Origin of the sequence: Plantibacter flavus (genome assembly GCF_900177615.1) — a bacterium.
GTDB classification, from domain to species: Bacteria; Actinomycetota; Actinomycetes; order Actinomycetales; family Microbacteriaceae; genus Plantibacter; species Plantibacter flavus.
Map to the genome: position 1 here is coordinate 56681 of NZ_FXAP01000006.1, position 17552 is coordinate 74232.

Sequence of the window (17552 nt, forward strand, 5' to 3'; positions counted from 1 at the left end):
TTTGCAGGCGCACCGACGTTGGGGATTTTGCGTAATGTGCAAACTTACACCCGGCGCAAGTTCCGCGGCAACCGCTTCGGTCAGGGCGTGGTGGTCGGTGCTGCGTCGAGGTCGGCGTCGAGCGCCGCGAGGTAGTCCAGGCTGGCCGTGAGCGCCACGTGGGCGTCGTCGAGGTCGAGGTGGAACTGGTACTCGTGGGGGAGTGCCGGCTCGTGGTCCGCGGCCCAGAACAGCTTCGTCACGTCGACGCCGGCGTCCTCGAGGGCCCTGCTCATCGGGACCGACTGCAACCAGGTGAGTGCGTCGCCGTTCCCGCCGGTGATGAAGGTCGGCGGGAAGTCGGCGGTGACGAAGTCGATCGTCGACATGAGCGTCCCGGTCGACGTCTCCGACCAGTCCTTCGTGCCCGCGTAGGCCCAGAGGGCGGTCTGAAGGCCCCAGGCGCCGATGCCGTCGAGCTCGGCCATCGCCGGCAGGTCGTAGACCCCGCAGTTGAGGATGGCTCCGACGAGCTGGTCGGCCTCGATCCCCGGCGTCATGCCCGACAGCGTCGCGTAGTCGGGATTGGTCGTGAGGACGGCGAGCTGGCTGGCGAGCTGCGATCCCGCTGAGTCGCCCGCGAGCACGAGGCGGTCCGGGTTCCCGTTCCACTCGGCGGCGTGCTCCGAGATATACGCGAGGGCGCCGTTGAGTTGGTTCACGGCCGTCGGATAGACGGCCTCGGGAGCGATCGTGTAGTTGACCGCGATCGTCGTGTACCCCGCTGCTGCGAGGATGCGGAGGTAGGGCTCGACGTTGCCCTTCTCGCCGGAGATCCAGGCGCCGCCGTGGATCCAGACGATCGTGGTCAGCGGTTCGGTGCCGTCCGCTGGGGTGAAGACGTCGAGGGTGGTGTCCACCTGCGGTCGGCCGCCGCTCGGCGCGGCGTACGCGATGTCGCGGAACTCCGTGAGCTTCGTGTCGGGGACGTACGGTTCCATCTCGGCGACCGTCGCAGCACCGCCGCGTTCGAACACCGAGCGGATGAGGAGCGCGGACGGCCACGGAGTGATGGCTGCGATGACCGCGACGACGAGGCCGAGACCGATCACGACGGCCGCCGCGGTCAGGAGCCGACGGAACCGCGGGCGCTTCCGGTGCGTCGGGGCGTGGTGTGCTGGAGTCCCTGCGGTCATGGTCGGGCCCCTCGTCCGGTGTGCAAGCCTGTCGACAGTGTGGCAGAGGCGCATGCGCCGTGTCGCGGTTAGGCTCGACGTGTGACCGCAGCCCACCAGCCCTCCCACCGACGCCCGGTTTCGCGGCGCGTCCGACGCAACCGCGTGATCGCGTTGAGCGTCCTGGCCGCCGCGCTCGCGATCCTGCTCGTGGTGCTCGTCGTCAACATCGCCGGCGGCGCCACGCCCACCCCGGCCGCCGCCACGAAGACACCGAGCGCGACCCCGTCCGTCACTCCGACGCCGACCCCCACGCCGACGCCGACGGAGACGGTTCCGGTCGCGCCCCCAGCCCCGCCGGCGTTCGACAAGGCCGCCTACTCGATCGACGACCCGCTGAGCCCGTGGGTGGTCGTCAACAAGACCCGACCGCTGAACCCGGTCGACTACACGCCACCGGACCTCGTGTCCGTCCCCGTCGCCCACACCTGGGACCCGCTGTTGCGTGCCGAGGCCGCCGCCGCGATCGTGCAGCTGTTCGACACCGCGTCAGCCGAGGCCGGCCTGTCCCTCGCCTCGAACAGCGCGTACCGCAGCTACTCGAGCCAGGTGTCGGTGTACGACAGTGAACCCGACGACTCGACGACCGCACGCCCCGGCTACAGCGAGCACCAGACCGGCTGGACGATGGACATCGGCGCAGAGAGCGGCAACTGCTCGCTCAACACCTGCTTCGGCGACACGGCGGAGGGGCAGTGGCTCGCCGCGAACGCCTACCGTTTCGGATTCCTCCTGCGGTACCCGGCCGACAAGGTCGACGTCACCGGCTTCTCGTTCGAACCGTGGCACTACCGCTACATCGGCGTGCCGCTCGCGACCGAGATGCACAACACCGGCGTGACGACGCTCGAGGAGTTCTTCGGGCTCCCGGCGGCGCCCGGGTACTTGGCCTAGTTCAATTCCTGGGTCGGTTCATTTCTGGTGAACAGGCATCCATTGTGAACGTGCTCGTCCGTGGCTCTGTGTATCCGCCTAAGACGGAGGTCGTGGCTCGGTGTTCATGAAATCTTGATGTTCAATTAGAGTGTACATATGGACTTCTTGAACGATCCGGCAATACCCCGATCCATACTGCGGGAGTTCGGAGACCGCCTGCACGAGTACGGCATCGCGTTCGAGGCGGACGGAGCAGCAGGGTACGTGCGCTTGGTCCATGCGAAGGGAGTCCACTCCTACCCATGGCGCTATCTGCCGGTCCTGACCATGTCGACGGCCAGCGAGGTGCCGAACATGATCGCAACGCTGTTCTTGACCGACCGCATCACTGAGCGAAGCGCGGACACACTCCGGACGCGCGGCATCCAGTACGTCGATGCCGCCGGGAACGCCAACCTTGATTTCGGTGGCGTGAGAGTGGACGCTCGAGGTCGAAACCGGCGCCGCACCGAGCCGAGGCCTGTCGCAACGGAAACTGTCGAACCCAACCTCTTCTCCAGCAAACGAGCCCAGGTGGTCTTCGTGCTTCTCGTCTGGCCAGACCTGCTGACGAGGGGGCTTCGCGCCATCAGCGAAGCCGCGGGCGTGTCGCTCGGCCTGGCGCAGAGCACGGTGAAGCTCCTCGACCGCAAGGGATTCCTTGCAGGCGCTCGGCTCAACGATCGGTCGGCCCTCACCCAGGCGTGGGTTGCGGCCTACCCGGCCGCGCTGCAGCGTTCACTCTGGATCCGGTCCTTCTCGGGCGACCCCCGCTCGGTCTCGACGGGAACCCAACCGCTCTGGCTGAGCGGCGAGTGCGCCACCGACCTGGTTCGGAATCCTGAGACGGTCGAGATCTACGTCGACCAGCTCGAGCCCCGGACGATCGCGGAGAACCGTTGGCGAAGCGACCGTGAACCCAACGTCTTTCTCAGACGGAAGTTCTGGACGGAACCCGGTTCGCGGACGATCACCGCGGACGTGCACGCTGCACCCCGCCTGCTGATCTACGCGGACCTCCTCGGCTCAAACGATCCCAGGCTCCGCGAGGTGGCCGAGGACTACCGGAGCTCTCATGCTGAACTTTGATGAAGCTGAGCCCCACGTGTTCGAGATCGTCGACGCGGTCGTGCAGGAACTTCCGACGTTCGTGCGGGCCGGATCACAGATCCTCGTCATCGGTGCGCAGGCGCGGGACATCATCCACAGCGCCCTCGGTCATCGGTCCGCGCTCCGGAGCACCGACGACCTCGATCTCGCCATCGTCGTCAGCGACTGGGACCACTATCTCGCCATCATCGAGGATCGGCCCGCCATCGGTCAGAATGGCATCCGCTTCAGGATTGCGGGATTCCCGGTCGACATCATGCCGTTCGGCGGGGTGGAGCAGCCGAAAGGTACGGTCACTCCTCCGCCGCGGGTCGACGGGATGAACGTCTTCGGGTTCGAAGCTGTCCGCACCCAGTCCGCGGAGGTGCTCATGCCCTCGGGTGACAGCGTGCGCATCCCGCAACCTGCGGGCTACGCCGCCTTGAAGCTCCGGGCGTGGTTGGACCGTGCTCCGATCGGCATCATGAAGGACGCCGGCGACATCGCCGTTGCGTTGTACTGGTACTCCGAGTCTCCGGAAGTGTCGAAGCGTCTCTATGACTCCGAGGACACCACACTGCTGGAACGGTACGACTGGGACCCGAGCCGAGCGGCAGGCGCCTTGTTGGGTTCCGACATCGCGACACTCCTCGGCGCCGTCGACGGAACAGCGCTCGCGCAGGCTTGGGGTGCTGGCGTCGATGAGCAACGGTTGGCCCGTGAGCTGCATTTGACGGGAACCGAGGTCCGTCTCGACGAGCGCCTCGGCGTCCTGGCGGCCTTGCAGGACGGGCTGAGCAGTTCGGGCTTCCGCTGATCGGAGGTCGAGGCGTCGGCCGCCTACGCGCCGAGGGCGGCGTCGACGATCTGCTTCGCCTCCGCCTGGACGAGCTTGAGGTGCTCCGGGCCCTTGAACGACTCGGCGTAGATCTTGTAGACGTCCTCGGTGCCGGACGGACGCGCGGCGAACCACGCGTGCTCGGTCACGACCTTGACGCCGCCGATGGCCGCGTCGTTGCCCGGCGCGTGGCTGAGCTTCGCGACGATCGGGTCGCCGGCGAGCTCCGTCGCCGTGATGGCGTCGCCGTCGAGCTTGCCGAGCCGTGCCTTCTGTTCCTTCGAGGCCGCGGCGTCGACGCGCTCGTACACGGGGTCGCCGAAGCGCTCGGTCAGTTCGCGGTAGAGCACCGAGGGCGTCTTGCCCGTCACGGCGAGGATCTCGGCGGCGAGCAGGCAGAGGAGGATGCCGTCCTTGTCGGTGGTCCACACCGAGCCGTCGAAGCGGAGGAAGCTCGCGCCGGCGCTCTCCTCGCCACCGAAGCCGACCGAGCCGTCGACGAGACCGGGGACGAACCACTTGAAGCCGACCGGGACCTCCCAGAGGCGGCGTCCGAGGGACTCGGCCACGCGGTCGACCACAGACGACGACACGAGGGTCTTGCCGACGGCTGCGTCGTCGCGCCAGCCCGGCCGGTTCGCGTAGAGGTAGTCGATCGCGACGGCGAGGTAGTGGTTGGGGTTCATGAGCCCGGCGTCGGGTGTGACGATGCCGTGGCGGTCGGCGTCGGCGTCGTTGCCGGTGAGGAGGTCGAACTCGTCGCGTCGTGCGACGAGCGCCGCCATGGCGGACGGTGACGACGGGTCCATGCGGATCTTGCCGTCCCAGTCGAGCGTCATGAACGCCCAGGCCGGGTCGACGTGCGGGTTCACGACGGTGAGGTCGATCTCGTAGCGGTCGGCGATCGCCTGCCAGTAGTGGACGCTCGCACCGCCGAGGGGGTCGGCACCGATGCGGATCCCGCTTTGCTTGATGGCGTCGAGGTTGATGATGTGCTTCAGGTCGTCGACGTAGTTGCCGCGGAAGTCGTACGTCTCGACGGCGGACGGTTCCGCCATCTTGACGTCGTGCAACCCGCCGGCGATGAGCTCGTTGGCGCGGTTCGCGATCCAGGAGGTCGCGTCGGAGTCGGCAGGTCCGCCGTGCGGGGGGTTGTACTTGAAGCCGCCGTCGGCCGGCGGGTTGTGGCTGGGCGTGACGACGATGCCGTCCGCCTGGTCGCCGTTGCCCTCGGCGTTGTACTTGAGGATCGCGTGGCTGAGCGCGGGGGTCGGAACGAAGTCGTCGAACTCGTCGACGAGGACGCGCACACCGTTGGCGACCAGGACCTCGAGGGCCGTCGTCTGCGCCGGCCCGCTGAGCGCGTGGGTGTCGGAGCCGATGAAGAGCGGCCCGGTGATCCCCTGGCTCGTGCGGTACTCGACGATCGCCTGCGTGGTGGCGGCGATGTGGTCCTGGTTGAACGCGGTGTTCAGTGAGGAGCCGCGGTGGCCGGAGGTGCCGAACACCACCCGCTGCTCGGGGATCGAGACGTCCGGCTTCAGCGTGTAGTACGCGTCGATGAGCGACGGGACGTCGATCAGATCTGCTTCGGTGGCGGGGGTACCTGCGCGATCGTTCATCGCACCAGTCTGGCAGGAACGACCGATGTCAGGAAGGCGCTTGACCCGTGGCGAGTGGCGATTCCCACCGGAGGTCCGGGAAGCGCGCGTAGTCGCGATCGAGCGTGACGAAGGTGGCCCGGTGTTCGATCGCGAGTGCGGCGTGGGCCGCGTCCGAAACGAGGTTGCCTCGGGCCTCGACCGCTGCACAGAGCGAGGTGAAGACCGTCCAGAACGACGGGCCAGGGTGGACCACCTGTACCCCGGGCTCGTCGCGGAGTCGCTGCATCTGCTCCAGCGCGATGGAGATCGGAGTGGGATCGACGAAGATCCGACGCTGGGTCACGATCCGGATGTACCCCGCGAGCACGGCTTCGCTGACGCCCAGGGGCTCTCTCGATCGGACGGCATCTTCCAACCAGGTTGCGAGCGTGCGGTGGTGTTGTGAATCGGGTCGGAACGCGCCGATGAGGACGTTGGTGTCGACCACCTTCACTCGAAACCGTCCATGATGTCCTCGAGTTGCGCGTTGTTCGTGAGGTCGATTCCTGGGCGGGGTCCTCCCCCGCCGTACGGCACGACCTTGTAGGGTTCCCGCTCGGGCGGTGTGGCTGCTGCGGCCAGCTTCGCGCGCAGGGCCTCTTCGATGTAGGCGGTCACGGTCTTCCCCTCCTGCGAGGCGTGCTCGCGGACGGCCTCGTAGAACTCGTCGGCGAGTCGGATGGTCGTTCGCATGACCCGAGCCTACGAAGGCGTATGTCGGTATGTCAACGACGCTATTGGGTTCCATCGGCGCAGGAGTGAGCCGACGCGGATCTGTGGAGCGGTCGTTGCTCCAGGTGCCTGTGGAGGGCTGTCGACTAGCGAGTGGCAAGGAGCGCCGCGGCCGAGGCGGAGGCGGAGGCGGTCGTGCTCGTCGTGGATGCGCCCGCCCCGGCGCCGGCGGCGTCCGGCGCGGAGGCGCGCTGGTGGGACGACCCGGGCGTCGTCAGGTCGGCGACCGCGTCGGCCTGACCTGTGACGATGCGCTGGATGGCGTAGAGGCTCTCGGTCGCCGGCCCGAGGTACTTGCCCCGGTCGTCGGTGTTGCTCGACCCGACCGCGTTGTGTCCGTCGACGGCACCGAGGTGGCCGCCGTCGCCGAGCGTCAGCCCGTCGGAGCCGAAGGTGGTCGCGCCCCAGGAGCTCGTGGCGGGGTCGGCTCGACCTGACAGGAGCTGGCCGAGACCGGCGAGGGTGTCGGCGCTCGCCTGGGAGGCGTAGACGCGGCCGGCCGGGACGTGCAGATCGTCGATTCCGATCTCCGTCGGGATGCCGGCGGAGCCGAGCATGACGAAGTCGTCGACGTGGTAGTCGCCGGACGCCAACGCGAGCGAGGCCGTCGCCGTGCCGTAGGAGTGCGCCACGACGCTCAACTGGGAGACGACGCCGTGAGCGGAACGGACGGCGTCGTATCCGGCGAGCACCCCGGCGAGCAGGGGCGCCCCCTCCACGGCCCGGTCGTTCGACGGCACCTCGAGCGCGCTCGGGCTGTGTCCGCCGATCCAGAGGATGACCGCGCTGTCGGCGGCAGCGGTCTGGATCCGCTTCGCTCCGCGCAGGTAGTCGTCGAGTTCGAGGGCGCTGCTGTTCATCCCGGGGACGAACACCGTGACGTAGGCGGCGGTGTCCACGTCTCCGACGGCGACCGCGACCCGCGGGGGGCCGGAGCCGCCCGCCTGCAACGTGATGAGGTACTCCGGCTGGAGGCGGGCGGCGATCGCGTCCGGTGTGTACCGGTCGGCGAGCAGCTTGATCGCGTCCAGGCGGGACAGGGTCGTCGCGAGGGCCGCCGAGTCGGCCTGGCCGTCGACCTGGTCGCTGCTCACCGTCAGCGAACGGTAGCTCGCCTCGGTGTCGGCGAGGAGACCGGCGAGGCGGGAGACGTTGGCCGTCGCCCGATCCGTGTAGGCGACGCCCTCGAGGTTGCCGATGACCGCCGGGTGACCGGTGATGAGCAGTGCGCGGTACCCGGGAGCGAGCTCGCTCCACAGCTGCGCGACCTGCGAGGAGGACATCGTCGTGAGGGCCGTCGCCGCCGCGGCCAGATCCCCGGCGTACGCGGTGGTGAAGGCCGCGGCCGTCATCGTCGGAACGGAGGAGGCCGCCGGTGCGAAGTCGGCGGCGGAGATCGCGGTCGCACCGGCGGTCGAGGTCTGCGTCACTGTGACGACGCCGGCCAGGATCGCGGCGATCGCGATGGTCATGACGAGCGACTTGACAAGGGTCGCGCGGGCCGCCGAGATCGGCCGGTGCACCCAGGTCGGCAGCGACAACGACGGGAGGCTCCAGGAGGAGCCGAGGCTGAACGCGGCCTCGCCGCCGCCCGCCAGGTTCAGTCGGGGAGTGGACCGCGGGGCGGCGTCGGTGAAGACACTCGTCACGTCACTCCTGTTCCTGTCTCAGCCCGTCGGGTGGAGCCTCGCGCGACATCGGATCGCGCATCGAGATCGGGGAGACGAACGGCCGTGAACTCGCTTCCCGAGACGAGCGGCAGCGCTCAATACACCCTTGTATCCATTGTGGCGGGTATTGGCGTGATTTGAATAGCTCAAAACGGGGGGTATCGGGACCGAAATGGCCCGATCTTCCTGGAAATCACCCGAATGTGACCTGGATGGGAGGTAATGGTCGTCCGGGGGCGTGTCGCGAACCGCACGGTACGCTCGGAGGCATGCCAGCCGCACCCGCCGACGACGCCCCCCGGAGCTACAGTTTCCTCGGTCCGAGCGGGACCTTCACCGAGGTGGCGCTCGGCCAGGTCGAGGAGGCACGGGGCCAGATCTGGAAGCCCGTGTCGAACGTCGGCGAGGCGCTCGGCGACGTCCTCGAAGGCCGCAGTACGGCGGCGGTCATCGCGATCGAGAACTCGGTCGACGGCGGCGTGTCCGTGGCGCAGGATGCACTCGCCACGATGCCCGGTCTCCGCATCGTCGGCGAAGTGCTCGTGCCGGTGAACTTCGTGCTCGTCGCCCGTCCCGGAACCCGCCTCGAGGACGTCTCGGTCGTGAACGCGCACCCAGTCGCCTACGGGCAGTGCCACCTCTGGCTCGACGCCAAGCTGCCCACGCACGGACACATCCCGGCGTCGAGCAACGTTGCCGCCGCGGCTTCGCTGCTCGACGGCACCTCGACCGCCGACGCCGCGGTCGCCCCACCCGGCATCGTGAACCACTACGACCTCGACGTCCTCGCCGAGAACATCGGCGACAACCCGAACGCCGTGACCCGCTTCGTCGTCGTCAGTCGTTCACGGGAGATCCCGGCCCGGACAGGTGCCGACAAGACGAGCCTCATCGTCGAGCTGCCGAACGACGAGTCGGGCTCGCTGCTCGGCATGCTCGAGCAGTTCTCCACGCGAGGCGTGAATCTGAGCCTCATCGAGTCGCGGCCCATCGGCGACGCGCTCGGCCGCTACCGCTTCGTGATCGACGCCCTCGGACACATCGAGGACGAGCGGATGGCCGACGCCCTACTGGGGCTCCGACGCTTCAGTCCGAACGTGATCTTCCTGGGCTCGTACCCGAGCGCCGATCGCACCGCCGTCGACTACCACTCCCGTTACAACGACGAGGTGTTCATCGAGGCCCGCGACTGGTTGCGTGGACTGCTCTCGGCGGAGCCCCTCGACGACTGAGCCGTCACGCTCGCGCATGACTCCTGCTGACGGTCCGGGTCCGAGCTCGGGGACGGCGTGTCGGCGGGATTCGCGGCCGGGTGCAGGAGTTGCGAGCGCCGACGAGGTGTCGCCGCGGTTCAGCTGACGATGTCGACACCGTGACCGCGGAGGCGACGCTGGTCGGCGGTGAGCGATGCGATGAGCCGCTCGTTCGTGCCGCGGATGTGGCGCGCGACGAGGTCCGCCGCGCGCTCGGGGTCGCGCGCCGCGACCGCGTCGAGGATGGCGCGGTGCTCGGTGGCGGCCTGCTCTCGGGCCTCGGGCGTCCGCACCTCGAGCCAGCGGGTGCGGGCGAGTCGGACCATCGCGCCGTGCACCCCTTCGGCGAGCAGGTGGTTCGCGGACAGCGCCGCGAGCTCCTCGTGGAAGTCGCCGCCGACGCGGAGCACGGTGTGCTCGTCGTCGGCCCTCGGCTCGTCGAGGAGGGTGCGGATCGCGGCGAGCTGTGCTTCGGTCGCACGCTCGGCGGCGAGCCGGACGCCAGCGGTCTCGAGCGCCTCACGGACCTCGGCGATGAGCCCGATCTCCTCGAGGTCGATGGGTGCGACGATCCAGCCGCGGCCGTCGCGACGCGCCAGCCCCTCGGCCTCGAGTCGGGTGAGCGCGGCGCGCACGGGCGTCCGTGACGCCGCGAACCGTTGCTCGAGACCCCGCTCGGTGAGCGGTTGCCCGGGCGCGAGGTCGAGGGTCAGGATCGCCCCGCGAAGGCGCTCGTAGAGCTGCGTGGTCTGCGTCGGAGTGCTCATGCGTGATCCCGATCCGGCCGGTGGCGCTTGGTATACCAAAATGGTGTACCGTCATGCTAGCAGTGGGAGAAGCCCAGCGCAGGAAGCGGCACGATGACCGGATCGACACCAGCCCCTATGGCTCCGGCGACCGCGCGCGGGGCGCGTCCACCGATGCCGAACGCCGGTCGGGCCTGGACCGTCCTCGGGCTCGGCGTCGCCGCGCAGACCGCCGGCACGCTCTTCGTCAGCACCCCGGCGTTCCTCATCCCACTGCTGCACGCCGAGCGGGGCATGTCGCTCGCCGAGGCCGGCGTCCTGGCCGCCGCCCCCACGCTCGGCATGGTGCTGACGCTCATCGCCTGGGGCTGGCTGGCCGACCGCGTCGGCGAGCGCATCGTCATCGCCGGCGGCCTCGCCCTCACCGCGCTGGCCGCTGGCGGGGCGATCGCCGCGGACGGCCTCATCCCCTCGCTCGGCTACGGTCCGCTCGGCATCCTGCTCCTCCTCGGTGGCGCCGCCTCCGCGAGTACGAACTCGGCGAGCGGCCGGATCGTCGTCGGCTGGTTCCCGAAGGACCGCCGCGGCCTCGCGATGGGGATCCGTCAGATGTCGCAGCCCCTCGGCGTCACGGCGGCCGCGGTGACGGTGCCGTCCGTGGCGGCGGCGTCGGGCATCTCCGCCGCCCTCGTGATCTCGCTCGTCGCGACGGGTGTCCTCGCCGTGGCCTGCACCATCGGACTCCGGAATCCGCCACGGACCGTCGTGCCGAAGCCGGTCCCGACGGAGACGACGCCGAACCCCGTGGCCGGGCGACCCCGCAACCCCTACCGAGGCGACGGCTTCCTCTGGCGCATCCACGCCGTGTCGATCCTGCTCGTGGTGCCGCAGTTCACGCTCACGACCTTCGCTCTGGTGTGGCTCGTCACCGATCAGGGCTGGAACGCGCTCGCGGCGGGCGTGCTCGTCGGTGTCGCGCAGTTCGTCGGAGCGATCGGTCGGATCGGCGTCGGGGTGTTGAGCGACCGGGTCGGCAGCCGGGTGCGACCGCTGCGCTGGGTGGCGGTGTCGGCGGTCGTCGTCATGCTGTTCCTCGCCGGTGTCGGGCTGCTGCAGTGGCCGGTGGCGGTCGCCGTCGCGCTCGTCGTCGCCAGTGCCGTGACGGTCGCCGACAACGGGCTCGCCTTCACCTCGGTCGCGGAGATGGCCGGCCCCGCCTGGGCCGGGCGGGCGCTGGGTGCGCAGAACACCGGCCAGTTCATCGCCGCGTCGGTCGTCGGCCCGGCGGTCGGTGCGCTCATCGGGCTGGTCGGCTATCCGCTCGCCTTCCTCGCTGTCGCGGTGCTCCCGGCCCTCGCGATCCCGATCATCCCGAGCGAGGCCGCGGAGCACGACCACCTCTAGGTCGTCGTCCCACCGGTTCGGTCGGCTCGTCTAGTCGACGTTTGACGGATATCTATCGCGGCTGCCAGGCTTGCCGAGGCCCCACGACGGCCCGTGTACCTCCCCGCCGGCGAGTCGCGCTCCACTGCCTCCGACCACCGTCGAGCGACAGCCGGAGACGCCTGGTCGGCCGATCAGAAAGCACCACAGTGACCGGCACCACCATGTCCACCGACCCCGTCCACGCCGTCGCGGAGGCCGCCCTGCGGCGCAACGCGGGCGAACCCGAGTTCCACCAGGCGCTCCTCGAAGTCCTCGAGTCCATCCGCCCGGCGCTCGACGAACACCCCGAGTACCTCGAGGCGGGCATCCTCGAACGTCTCGTCGAACCCGAGCGGCAGGTCGTGTTCCGCGTGCCGTGGACCGACGACCGCAACCGGGTGCAGGTGAACCGAGGATTCCGCGTCCAGTTCAACTCGGCCCTCGGCCCGTACAAGGGCGGGTTGCGCTTCCACCCGAGCGTGAACCTGTCGATCGTGAAGTTCCTCGGGTTCGAGCAGATCTTCAAGAACGCCCTCACCGCGCAGGGCATCGGCGGTGCGAAGGGCGGCAGCGACTTCGACCCGCACGGGCGATCGGACGCCGAGATCATGCGCTTCTGCCAGAGCTTCATGAACGAGCTCTACCGGCACCTCGGCGAGCACACCGACGTCCCGGCCGGCGACATCGGCGTCGGCGCGCGCGAGATCGGCTTCCTCTTCGGCCAGTACCGGAAGATCACCAACCGTCACGAGTCGGGCATGTTCACCGGCAAGGGCGTCGGCTGGGGCGGCGCCGAGGTGCGCACCGAGGCGACCGGGTACGGGACGGTGTTCTTCGTGGACGAGATGCTCGCCGTCGACGGCCGCGGGGTCGAGGGCAAGCGCGTCATCGTGTCGGGCTCCGGGAACGTCGCGACGTACGCGATCGAGAAGGTCCACCAGCTCGGTGGTACCGCCGTCACCGCGTCGGACTCCTCCGGATACGTGGTCGACGACGCCGGCATCGACCTCGAGCTCCTCAAGCAGATCAAGGAGGTCGAGCGCGGCCGGATCTCCGAGTACGCCGCCCGCCGTCAGGGAGCCCACTTCGTCGCCGGCGGCAGCGTCTGGGACGTCCCGGGGGAGATCGCGCTGCCGAGTGCGACGCAGAACGAGCTGCACGAACGCGACGCGATCGCCCTCGTGAAGCACGGCGTCATCGCGGTCGCGGAGGGCGCGAACATGCCGTCGACGCCCGAGGCCGTGCGGGTGTTCCAGCAGGCCGGCGTGCTCTTCGGCCCGGGGAAGGCGGCGAACGCCGGTGGCGTGGCGACCTCGGCGCTCGAGATGAGCCAGAACGCGGCCCGGCAGCGGTGGTCCTTCGGCGACAGCGAGGTGAAACTCCGCGGCATCATGCACGGCGTGCACCGCGCCGCCTACGAAGCCGCCGAACGCTACGGTCGGCCGGGCGACTACGTCGTCGGGGCGAACACCGCCGCGTTCGTGAAGGTCGCGGACGCGATGCTCGCCCAGGGCGTCATCTAGCCCTCGTCAGGCGATCCGACTGCCGCTCTCACCAACGCACCTCGCTCGATCCGGTCGTCCCAACTCAGGAGCGTCGGGGCGTGTCGTGCTCTGAAACGTCCGACGCGCCGCACCCGCCCGACGACACGCCGGTCCGCTCCTGAGTTGGGGAAGGAGGCAGCGGTGAGCCGGCGGCGGGTGTCGGAATGTGGCGGGATGGTCGGCTCCTGGGCGGTGAGTGACTAGCCTCGAAGGGTGACCGACCCACGCCCCGCAACCACCGTCATCGTCGGTGCCGGCCTCTTCGGCCTGACGACCGCCGTCCACCTCGCCCGCGCCGGGCGCCGGGTGACGGTGCTCGAGTCGGGCACCGCCGCCGGGGCGACGACCGCGGCGGGAGCGGGCTTCGTCGGCCTCTGGGCGGCGGGCTACGCCTGGTACTGGGACGAGTCGGAACTCGCCCTCGAGCAGGCGGGCCTCGACTTCTACCGCGGGCTCGACGCGGCCGGATACGACATCGGGCTGCGGAACACGGGCAACGTGTGGCTCGCCCTCACCGAGCAGGCCGTGCTCGACCACCTGCTGCCGTTCGCCGAGCACCCGCTCCGTCCCGAGGACGCCCGGCTGCTCACCGCCGTCGAGACCGCTGAGCTCGTTCCCGGTCTCGACCCCGAAGCCATCGTCGGGGCGTTCATCCATCCGGGCGGCATCCAGATCAGCGCGCCCGACGCCGGACTCGCGCTCGCGGCGCTCGCCCGGGCCGAGGGCGTCGAGATCGTCGAGCACACGCCCGTCGTCGACTTCCTCGCCGACGGTGGCCGAGCCGTCGGCGTGCTGACCGCGGCCGGCGAGCGCGTCCTCGGCGACGAGGTCGTCCTCGCCGCCGGGTCCTGGACGAACGACCTCCTCGCCGCCACGGACCGCGTGCTGCCGTTCGCGCGGGTGATCGCGAGCCGCCTGACCACCGCCCCGTTCGGCCTCGGCGAGGTGCCGACCCTCATGATCCCGGAACTCGACGGACTGTGGATCCGGGAACACCTCGGTGGTCTCACCTACGGCAACGGCGTCGGCTACGAGACGCTCGCGGTGCACGACAGCCCGGCGGACCGTCGTCCGGACCGCCCCGACCTCGTCGAGGCGATGCGGGAGCACCTGTCGCCGATCGTCTCCGAGCTCATCCCGGCCGCCGCGCCCGTCGTCGACGACGCCGAAGCCGTGCAGGGGATCGTGTCGTACACCGCGGACCGCCGCTTCATCGCGGGACCCGTCCCGGAGCTCGACGGGCTGTACGTCGTGGCCGGAGACAACGAGTCCGGCGTCACGCACGGCCCCGGACTCGGCCGGATGCTCGCCGAACTGATGGTCACGGGTGAGAGCCCCTTCGTCGACGCGTCGCGGTACGCGCCCGGTCGATTCCCGTCCCGTCCGTTCGCCGACGAGGCCGCCGTGGCCGCCGCGATGCCGGCTCGTCGGGCGGTCGACGCGCGCGCTGCCGCAGCGACGCGCGTGACGACGGAGTCGGGCCTGCCTGCGGAGTCGGGCCTGCCTGCGGAGTCGGGCCTGCCTGCGGAGTCGGGCCGATGACCGCGCCGGGTCCGGCAGTGCACGCGACGCAGCCCGCGCTGCCGGCTCGCGCCGAGGTCGTGGTCATCGGTGCCGGGATCGTCGGCGCGGCGGCTGCGCGCTCCCTGGCCGAGCAGGGCCGGGACGTGCTGCTCCTCGAGCGGTACCCGCGCGGTCATGAGCACGGCTCCTCCCACGGCGCGACCCGCATCTTCCGTCAGGGTTACGACGCCGACGACTACGTCGCCCTGACCTCGGAGGCACTCGCAGCCTGGCGGGCGCTCGAATCGGCGAGCGGGCGGACGCTGCTCGATCTCACCGGTGCGCTCGACCACGGCCGACCCGAGATGCTCGCGGCGATCGAGGCGGCGATGACCCGGGGCGGGATCGCGTCGGAGCGCCTCACCCCGGAGCAGGCGAGCGACCGCTGGCCCGGACTGCGGTTCGACCGCGAGGTCCTGCACCACGCGACCGGCGGGCGGCTGTACTCCGCCGAGGCGATCGAGGCCCTGCTCGACCTCGCCGAGGTGGCCGGAGCGACCCTGCGCTTCGGCGTGCGGGTGGCGGGTGTCGAACCGACTCATCCGACTCAGCCGACCGCGGGTGTCGCCGGCGCCGTCGTCCGCACCGAGCTGGGCGACGTCGTCGCGGACCACGTGGTCGTCGCGGCCGGCTCCTGGACGCCCGACCTCGTCGGCGCCCTCGCTCGCAGCGTCGGTCGCCCGCTGCCCGAGATCGTCGTGACGCAGGTCCAGCCTGCCCACTTTCCGAGCGAGCTGGCCGCCGACGCCTGGCCGAGTTTCGTCCACTACCCCGCCGAGGGGTCGAGCGTGTACGGCCTGCTGACGCCGGGCGAGGGGGTCAAGGTCGGGCTGCACGGCGGTGCCGTCCACGTCCACCCCGACGAACGCGACGGCCTCGCCGAACCCGTGGAACTCGCGCGGCTCACCGCCTACGTCGCCGAATGGGTGCCCGGCGTCGACGCGTCCGCACCCCATACCATCAGCTGCCTCTACGATCTGAGCCCCAGCGAGGATTTCGTGATCGACCGGATCGACAGCATCATCGTCACGACGGGATTCTCCGGTCACGGGTTCAAGTTCGGCCCGGTGCTGGGACGCCTCATCGCCGATCTCGTCGACGGAGCCGAACCGCACCCGAGGTTCGCGCTCGCCGCACACGCGGTACCCGTCGCGCCATCAGCATCAGCACTTCCGCAGTCACCCGAAGGAACCGCTCCATGAACCGATCCGCCAGATTCGCCACGGTCGCCATCGGCCTCGGTGTCGTCGTCGCCCTCGCCGGTTGCACGGCCCAGGGCGGCACCACCACGACCACCGCGCTCGTCATCGGCACCACCGATCAGATCGTCTCGCTCGACCCGGCTGGTGCCTGGGATCGCGGCTCCTTCACGCCGCAGAACCAGATCTACCAGCACCTCCTCAGTTACGACGAGGGCGACGTCGTCCCCGCCCCCGACGCGGCGGAATCGTGCGACTTCACCGACGAGACCACCTACGTCTGCACGGTCAAGGAGGGGCTGACCTTCTCCAACGGCCACGCGCTCACGGCCGAGGACGTCGTCTACTCCTTCACCCGTGTCCGTGAGATCGCCGCCGACAACGGCCCGTCGCCGCTGCTCGCGAACCTCGACAGCGTCGAGGAGGGTGAGGGCAACCAGGTGGTCTTCCACCTCACGGTTCCGAACGACCAGACCTGGCCCTACGTGCTCACGAGCATGGCCGGGCCGATCGTCGACGAGGAGGTGTTCCCGGCGGACGAGCTGCTGAGCGACGACGACGTGATCGGCTCCGGTCCTTACGAGGTCGACAGCTACCAGGCGGGCGGGCTGCTGTCCCTCGAGGCGAACTCGCGCTACTCCGGGACCCGCGCGAAGACGCAGCACGTCGTGCTCAAGCCGTACACGACGGCGTCGAACCTGCGGCTCGACCTGGAGAAGGGCGACGTCGACATCGCCTACCGCTCGCTGACCGCGACGGACGTCGCCGACCTCGGGAGCGATTCCGACCTGCAGGTCGTGGAGGGGCCGGGCGGTTCGGTGCGGTTCCTCACGTTCAACCTGAACACCCAGCCGGGCGCGAACGACGCGCAGAAGCTCGCGATCCGGCAGGCGGTCGCGTCGCTCGTCGATCGCGAGGAGATCGCCGACCAGGTCTACAAGGGCACCTACGCGCCGGCGTACTCGGTCGTGCTCGACGGTCAGACGGGTGCGACGCCCGCGTTCCAGACCGCGTTCGGTGACGCGCCTGACCCGGCGAAGGCCGCGGCGATCCTCGCGGCCGCCGGTGTCAGCACTCCGGTCGCCCTGCCGATCCAGTACACGAGCGACCACTACGGCCCCGACTCCGACCAGGAGTACGCGCTCATCAAGTCGCAGCTGGAGGAGTCCGGTCTGTTCTCCGTCGACCTGCAGTCGACGGAGTGGACGAGCTACGTGAAGGAGCTGAACCCGGAGTCGGGTTACCCGGCGTACCAGCTCGGGTTCTTCCCGGACTACCCGGACCCCGACAACTTCCTGCGTTCGGCGTACTCGACGACCGGGGCGTCCGTCGCCAACGGATACTCGGACCCGGCCGTCGACGCGCTCATCGACACCGAGGCGACGGCGACCGATCCGGCGGCGCGCATCGCGGCGATCGAGCAGATCCAGGCGCTGACCGCGACTGCGGCTCCGATCATCCCGCTGCTCCAGGGCACCGAGACGGTGCTCGCCCAGAAGAACGTGACGGGCCTCGAGGACACGCTCGACGCCACGTACACCTTCCGCTTCTCGGTCCTCGACCGAACGAAGTAGCCGGCGCCGCTGGGGTGTGTGCCAGCGCGGTGCGCTGACGTGAGCGCGGGTCTGTGACGTGAGCGCGCCCCTCCGGAGGCCCGCGCTCGCGCGCGCGGGGAGCGCTCACGCCGGGTGTGCGTCATTCACGTGGGCGCACCGCGCCGG

Annotated in this window: 15 protein-coding genes; 9 read left to right on the forward strand and 6 right to left on the reverse strand. The window is 69.9% G+C overall.

The genetic code is table 11. The features are described from left to right. Positions 1 to 80: 80 nt before the first annotated feature. Entirely contained in the window at positions 81 to 1175 is a 1095-nt protein-coding gene (locus B9Y95_RS16890) for an alpha/beta hydrolase (RefSeq protein ID WP_123539758.1), read from the reverse strand. A gap of 81 nt (positions 1176 to 1256) precedes the next feature. On the opposite strand from B9Y95_RS16890, the gene B9Y95_RS16895 reads away from it, so the two are divergent. The 3 genes from B9Y95_RS16895 to B9Y95_RS16905 all read left to right on the forward strand — a co-directional run bounded on the left by B9Y95_RS16895 (position 1257) and on the right by B9Y95_RS16905 (position 4035). Further along, on the forward strand, positions 1257 to 2108 hold the full coding sequence (locus B9Y95_RS16895) for a M15 family metallopeptidase (RefSeq protein ID WP_234994152.1): 852 nt from the start codon (positions 1257 to 1259) through the stop codon (positions 2106 to 2108). Positions 2109 to 2246: 138 nt separating this feature from the next. Then, the gene (locus tag B9Y95_RS16900) at positions 2247 to 3218 is read left to right on the forward strand and encodes a type IV toxin-antitoxin system AbiEi family antitoxin (protein WP_085513647.1); all 972 of its coding nucleotides are present in this window, start codon (positions 2247 to 2249) and stop codon (positions 3216 to 3218) included. Further along, entirely contained in the window at positions 3205 to 4035 is an 831-nt protein-coding gene (locus B9Y95_RS16905; RefSeq protein ID WP_143736546.1) for a hypothetical protein, read from the forward strand. The genes B9Y95_RS16900 and B9Y95_RS16905 overlap by 14 nt, the downstream gene beginning before the upstream one ends. 23 nt (positions 4036 to 4058) lie before the next feature. On the opposite strand, the gene pgm is transcribed toward B9Y95_RS16905, so the two are convergent. From pgm to B9Y95_RS16925, 4 genes are all read right to left on the reverse strand, one after another. Beyond that, complete coding sequence (gene pgm, locus B9Y95_RS16910; protein WP_085513651.1) at positions 4059 to 5678, reverse strand: phosphoglucomutase (alpha-D-glucose-1,6-bisphosphate-dependent); 1620 nt, start codon at positions 5676 to 5678, stop codon at positions 4059 to 4061. Positions 5679 to 5706: 28 nt separating this feature from the next. After that, the gene (locus tag B9Y95_RS16915; RefSeq protein WP_234994153.1) at positions 5707 to 6147 is read right to left on the reverse strand and encodes a type II toxin-antitoxin system VapC family toxin; all 441 of its coding nucleotides are present in this window, start codon (positions 6145 to 6147) and stop codon (positions 5707 to 5709) included. 2 nt (positions 6148 to 6149) lie between these two features. Beyond that, positions 6150 to 6392 carry a ribbon-helix-helix protein, CopG family gene (locus B9Y95_RS16920; protein ID WP_085513655.1) on the reverse strand — a complete coding sequence of 81 codons (243 nt, stop codon included), beginning with the start codon at positions 6390 to 6392 and terminating at the stop codon, positions 6150 to 6152. A 125-nt stretch (positions 6393 to 6517) separates the two neighbouring features. Then, the gene (locus tag B9Y95_RS16925) at positions 6518 to 8080 is read right to left on the reverse strand and encodes an alpha/beta hydrolase (protein ID WP_085513657.1); all 1563 of its coding nucleotides are present in this window, start codon (positions 8078 to 8080) and stop codon (positions 6518 to 6520) included. A gap of 290 nt (positions 8081 to 8370) precedes the next feature. Between B9Y95_RS16925 and pheA the strand changes: the two genes are divergently transcribed. Next, positions 8371 to 9333: a prephenate dehydratase gene (gene pheA, locus B9Y95_RS16930; protein ID WP_085513659.1), complete on the forward strand. Its 963-nt coding sequence runs from the start codon at positions 8371 to 8373 to the stop codon at positions 9331 to 9333. Between the two features lie 119 nt (positions 9334 to 9452). On the opposite strand, the gene B9Y95_RS16935 is transcribed toward pheA, so the two are convergent. Next, the gene (locus tag B9Y95_RS16935) at positions 9453 to 10121 is read right to left on the reverse strand and encodes a GntR family transcriptional regulator (protein WP_085513661.1); all 669 of its coding nucleotides are present in this window, start codon (positions 10119 to 10121) and stop codon (positions 9453 to 9455) included. 153 nt (positions 10122 to 10274) lie between these two features. On the opposite strand from B9Y95_RS16935, the gene B9Y95_RS16940 reads away from it, so the two are divergent. The 5 genes from B9Y95_RS16940 to B9Y95_RS16960 all read left to right on the forward strand — a co-directional run bounded on the left by B9Y95_RS16940 (position 10275) and on the right by B9Y95_RS16960 (position 17405). Further along, positions 10275 to 11504, forward strand: a complete 1230-nt coding sequence (locus tag B9Y95_RS16940; RefSeq protein WP_085514048.1) for an MFS transporter — start codon at positions 10275 to 10277, stop codon at positions 11502 to 11504. Between the two features lie 203 nt (positions 11505 to 11707). Further along, positions 11708 to 13048 (forward strand): NADP-specific glutamate dehydrogenase, encoded by a 1341-nt coding sequence (gene gdhA, locus B9Y95_RS16945; protein ID WP_085514049.1) that lies wholly within the window; start codon positions 11708 to 11710, stop codon positions 13046 to 13048. A gap of 234 nt (positions 13049 to 13282) precedes the next feature. Further along, a complete protein-coding gene (locus B9Y95_RS16950) occupies positions 13283 to 14611 on the forward strand; it encodes an NAD(P)/FAD-dependent oxidoreductase (RefSeq protein WP_085513664.1) in 1329 nt (442 codons plus the stop codon). Continuing rightward, positions 14608 to 15834, forward strand: coding sequence for an FAD-dependent oxidoreductase (locus tag B9Y95_RS16955; protein ID WP_085513666.1), 1227 nt, complete (start codon positions 14608 to 14610; stop codon positions 15832 to 15834). Before B9Y95_RS16950 ends, B9Y95_RS16955 begins: the two co-directional genes overlap by 4 nt. Beyond that, positions 15831 to 17405 carry an ABC transporter substrate-binding protein gene (locus tag B9Y95_RS16960; RefSeq protein WP_085513668.1) on the forward strand — a complete coding sequence of 525 codons (1575 nt, stop codon included), beginning with the start codon at positions 15831 to 15833 and terminating at the stop codon, positions 17403 to 17405. Before B9Y95_RS16955 ends, B9Y95_RS16960 begins: the two co-directional genes overlap by 4 nt. Positions 17406 to 17552 lie beyond the last annotated feature (147 nt).

Excerpts from the sequence above, each read along its gene's own strand:
- B9Y95_RS16890 (WP_123539758.1), bottom strand. The coding sequence starts at position 1,175 with ATGACCGCAGGGACTCCAGCACACCACGCCCCGACGCACCGGAAGCGC.
- B9Y95_RS16955 (WP_085513666.1), top strand. The coding sequence starts at position 14,608 with ATGACCGCGCCGGGTCCGGCAGTGCACGCGACGCAGCCCGCGCTGCCG.
- pgm (WP_085513651.1), bottom strand. The coding sequence starts at position 5,678 with ATGAACGATCGCGCAGGTACCCCCGCCACCGAAGCAGATCTGATCGAC.
- B9Y95_RS16935 (WP_085513661.1), bottom strand. The coding sequence starts at position 10,121 with ATGAGCACTCCGACGCAGACCACGCAGCTCTACGAGCGCCTTCGCGGG.
- B9Y95_RS16940 (WP_085514048.1), top strand. The coding sequence starts at position 10,275 with ATGCCGAACGCCGGTCGGGCCTGGACCGTCCTCGGGCTCGGCGTCGCC.
- pheA (WP_085513659.1), top strand. The coding sequence starts at position 8,371 with ATGCCAGCCGCACCCGCCGACGACGCCCCCCGGAGCTACAGTTTCCTC.
- B9Y95_RS16920 (WP_085513655.1), bottom strand. The coding sequence starts at position 6,392 with ATGCGAACGACCATCCGACTCGCCGACGAGTTCTACGAGGCCGTCCGC.
- B9Y95_RS16905 (WP_143736546.1), top strand. The coding sequence starts at position 3,205 with ATGCTGAACTTTGATGAAGCTGAGCCCCACGTGTTCGAGATCGTCGAC.
- gdhA (WP_085514049.1), top strand. The coding sequence starts at position 11,708 with ATGTCCACCGACCCCGTCCACGCCGTCGCGGAGGCCGCCCTGCGGCGC.
- B9Y95_RS16900 (WP_085513647.1), top strand. The coding sequence starts at position 2,247 with ATGGACTTCTTGAACGATCCGGCAATACCCCGATCCATACTGCGGGAG.
- B9Y95_RS16960 (WP_085513668.1), top strand. The coding sequence starts at position 15,831 with ATGAACCGATCCGCCAGATTCGCCACGGTCGCCATCGGCCTCGGTGTC.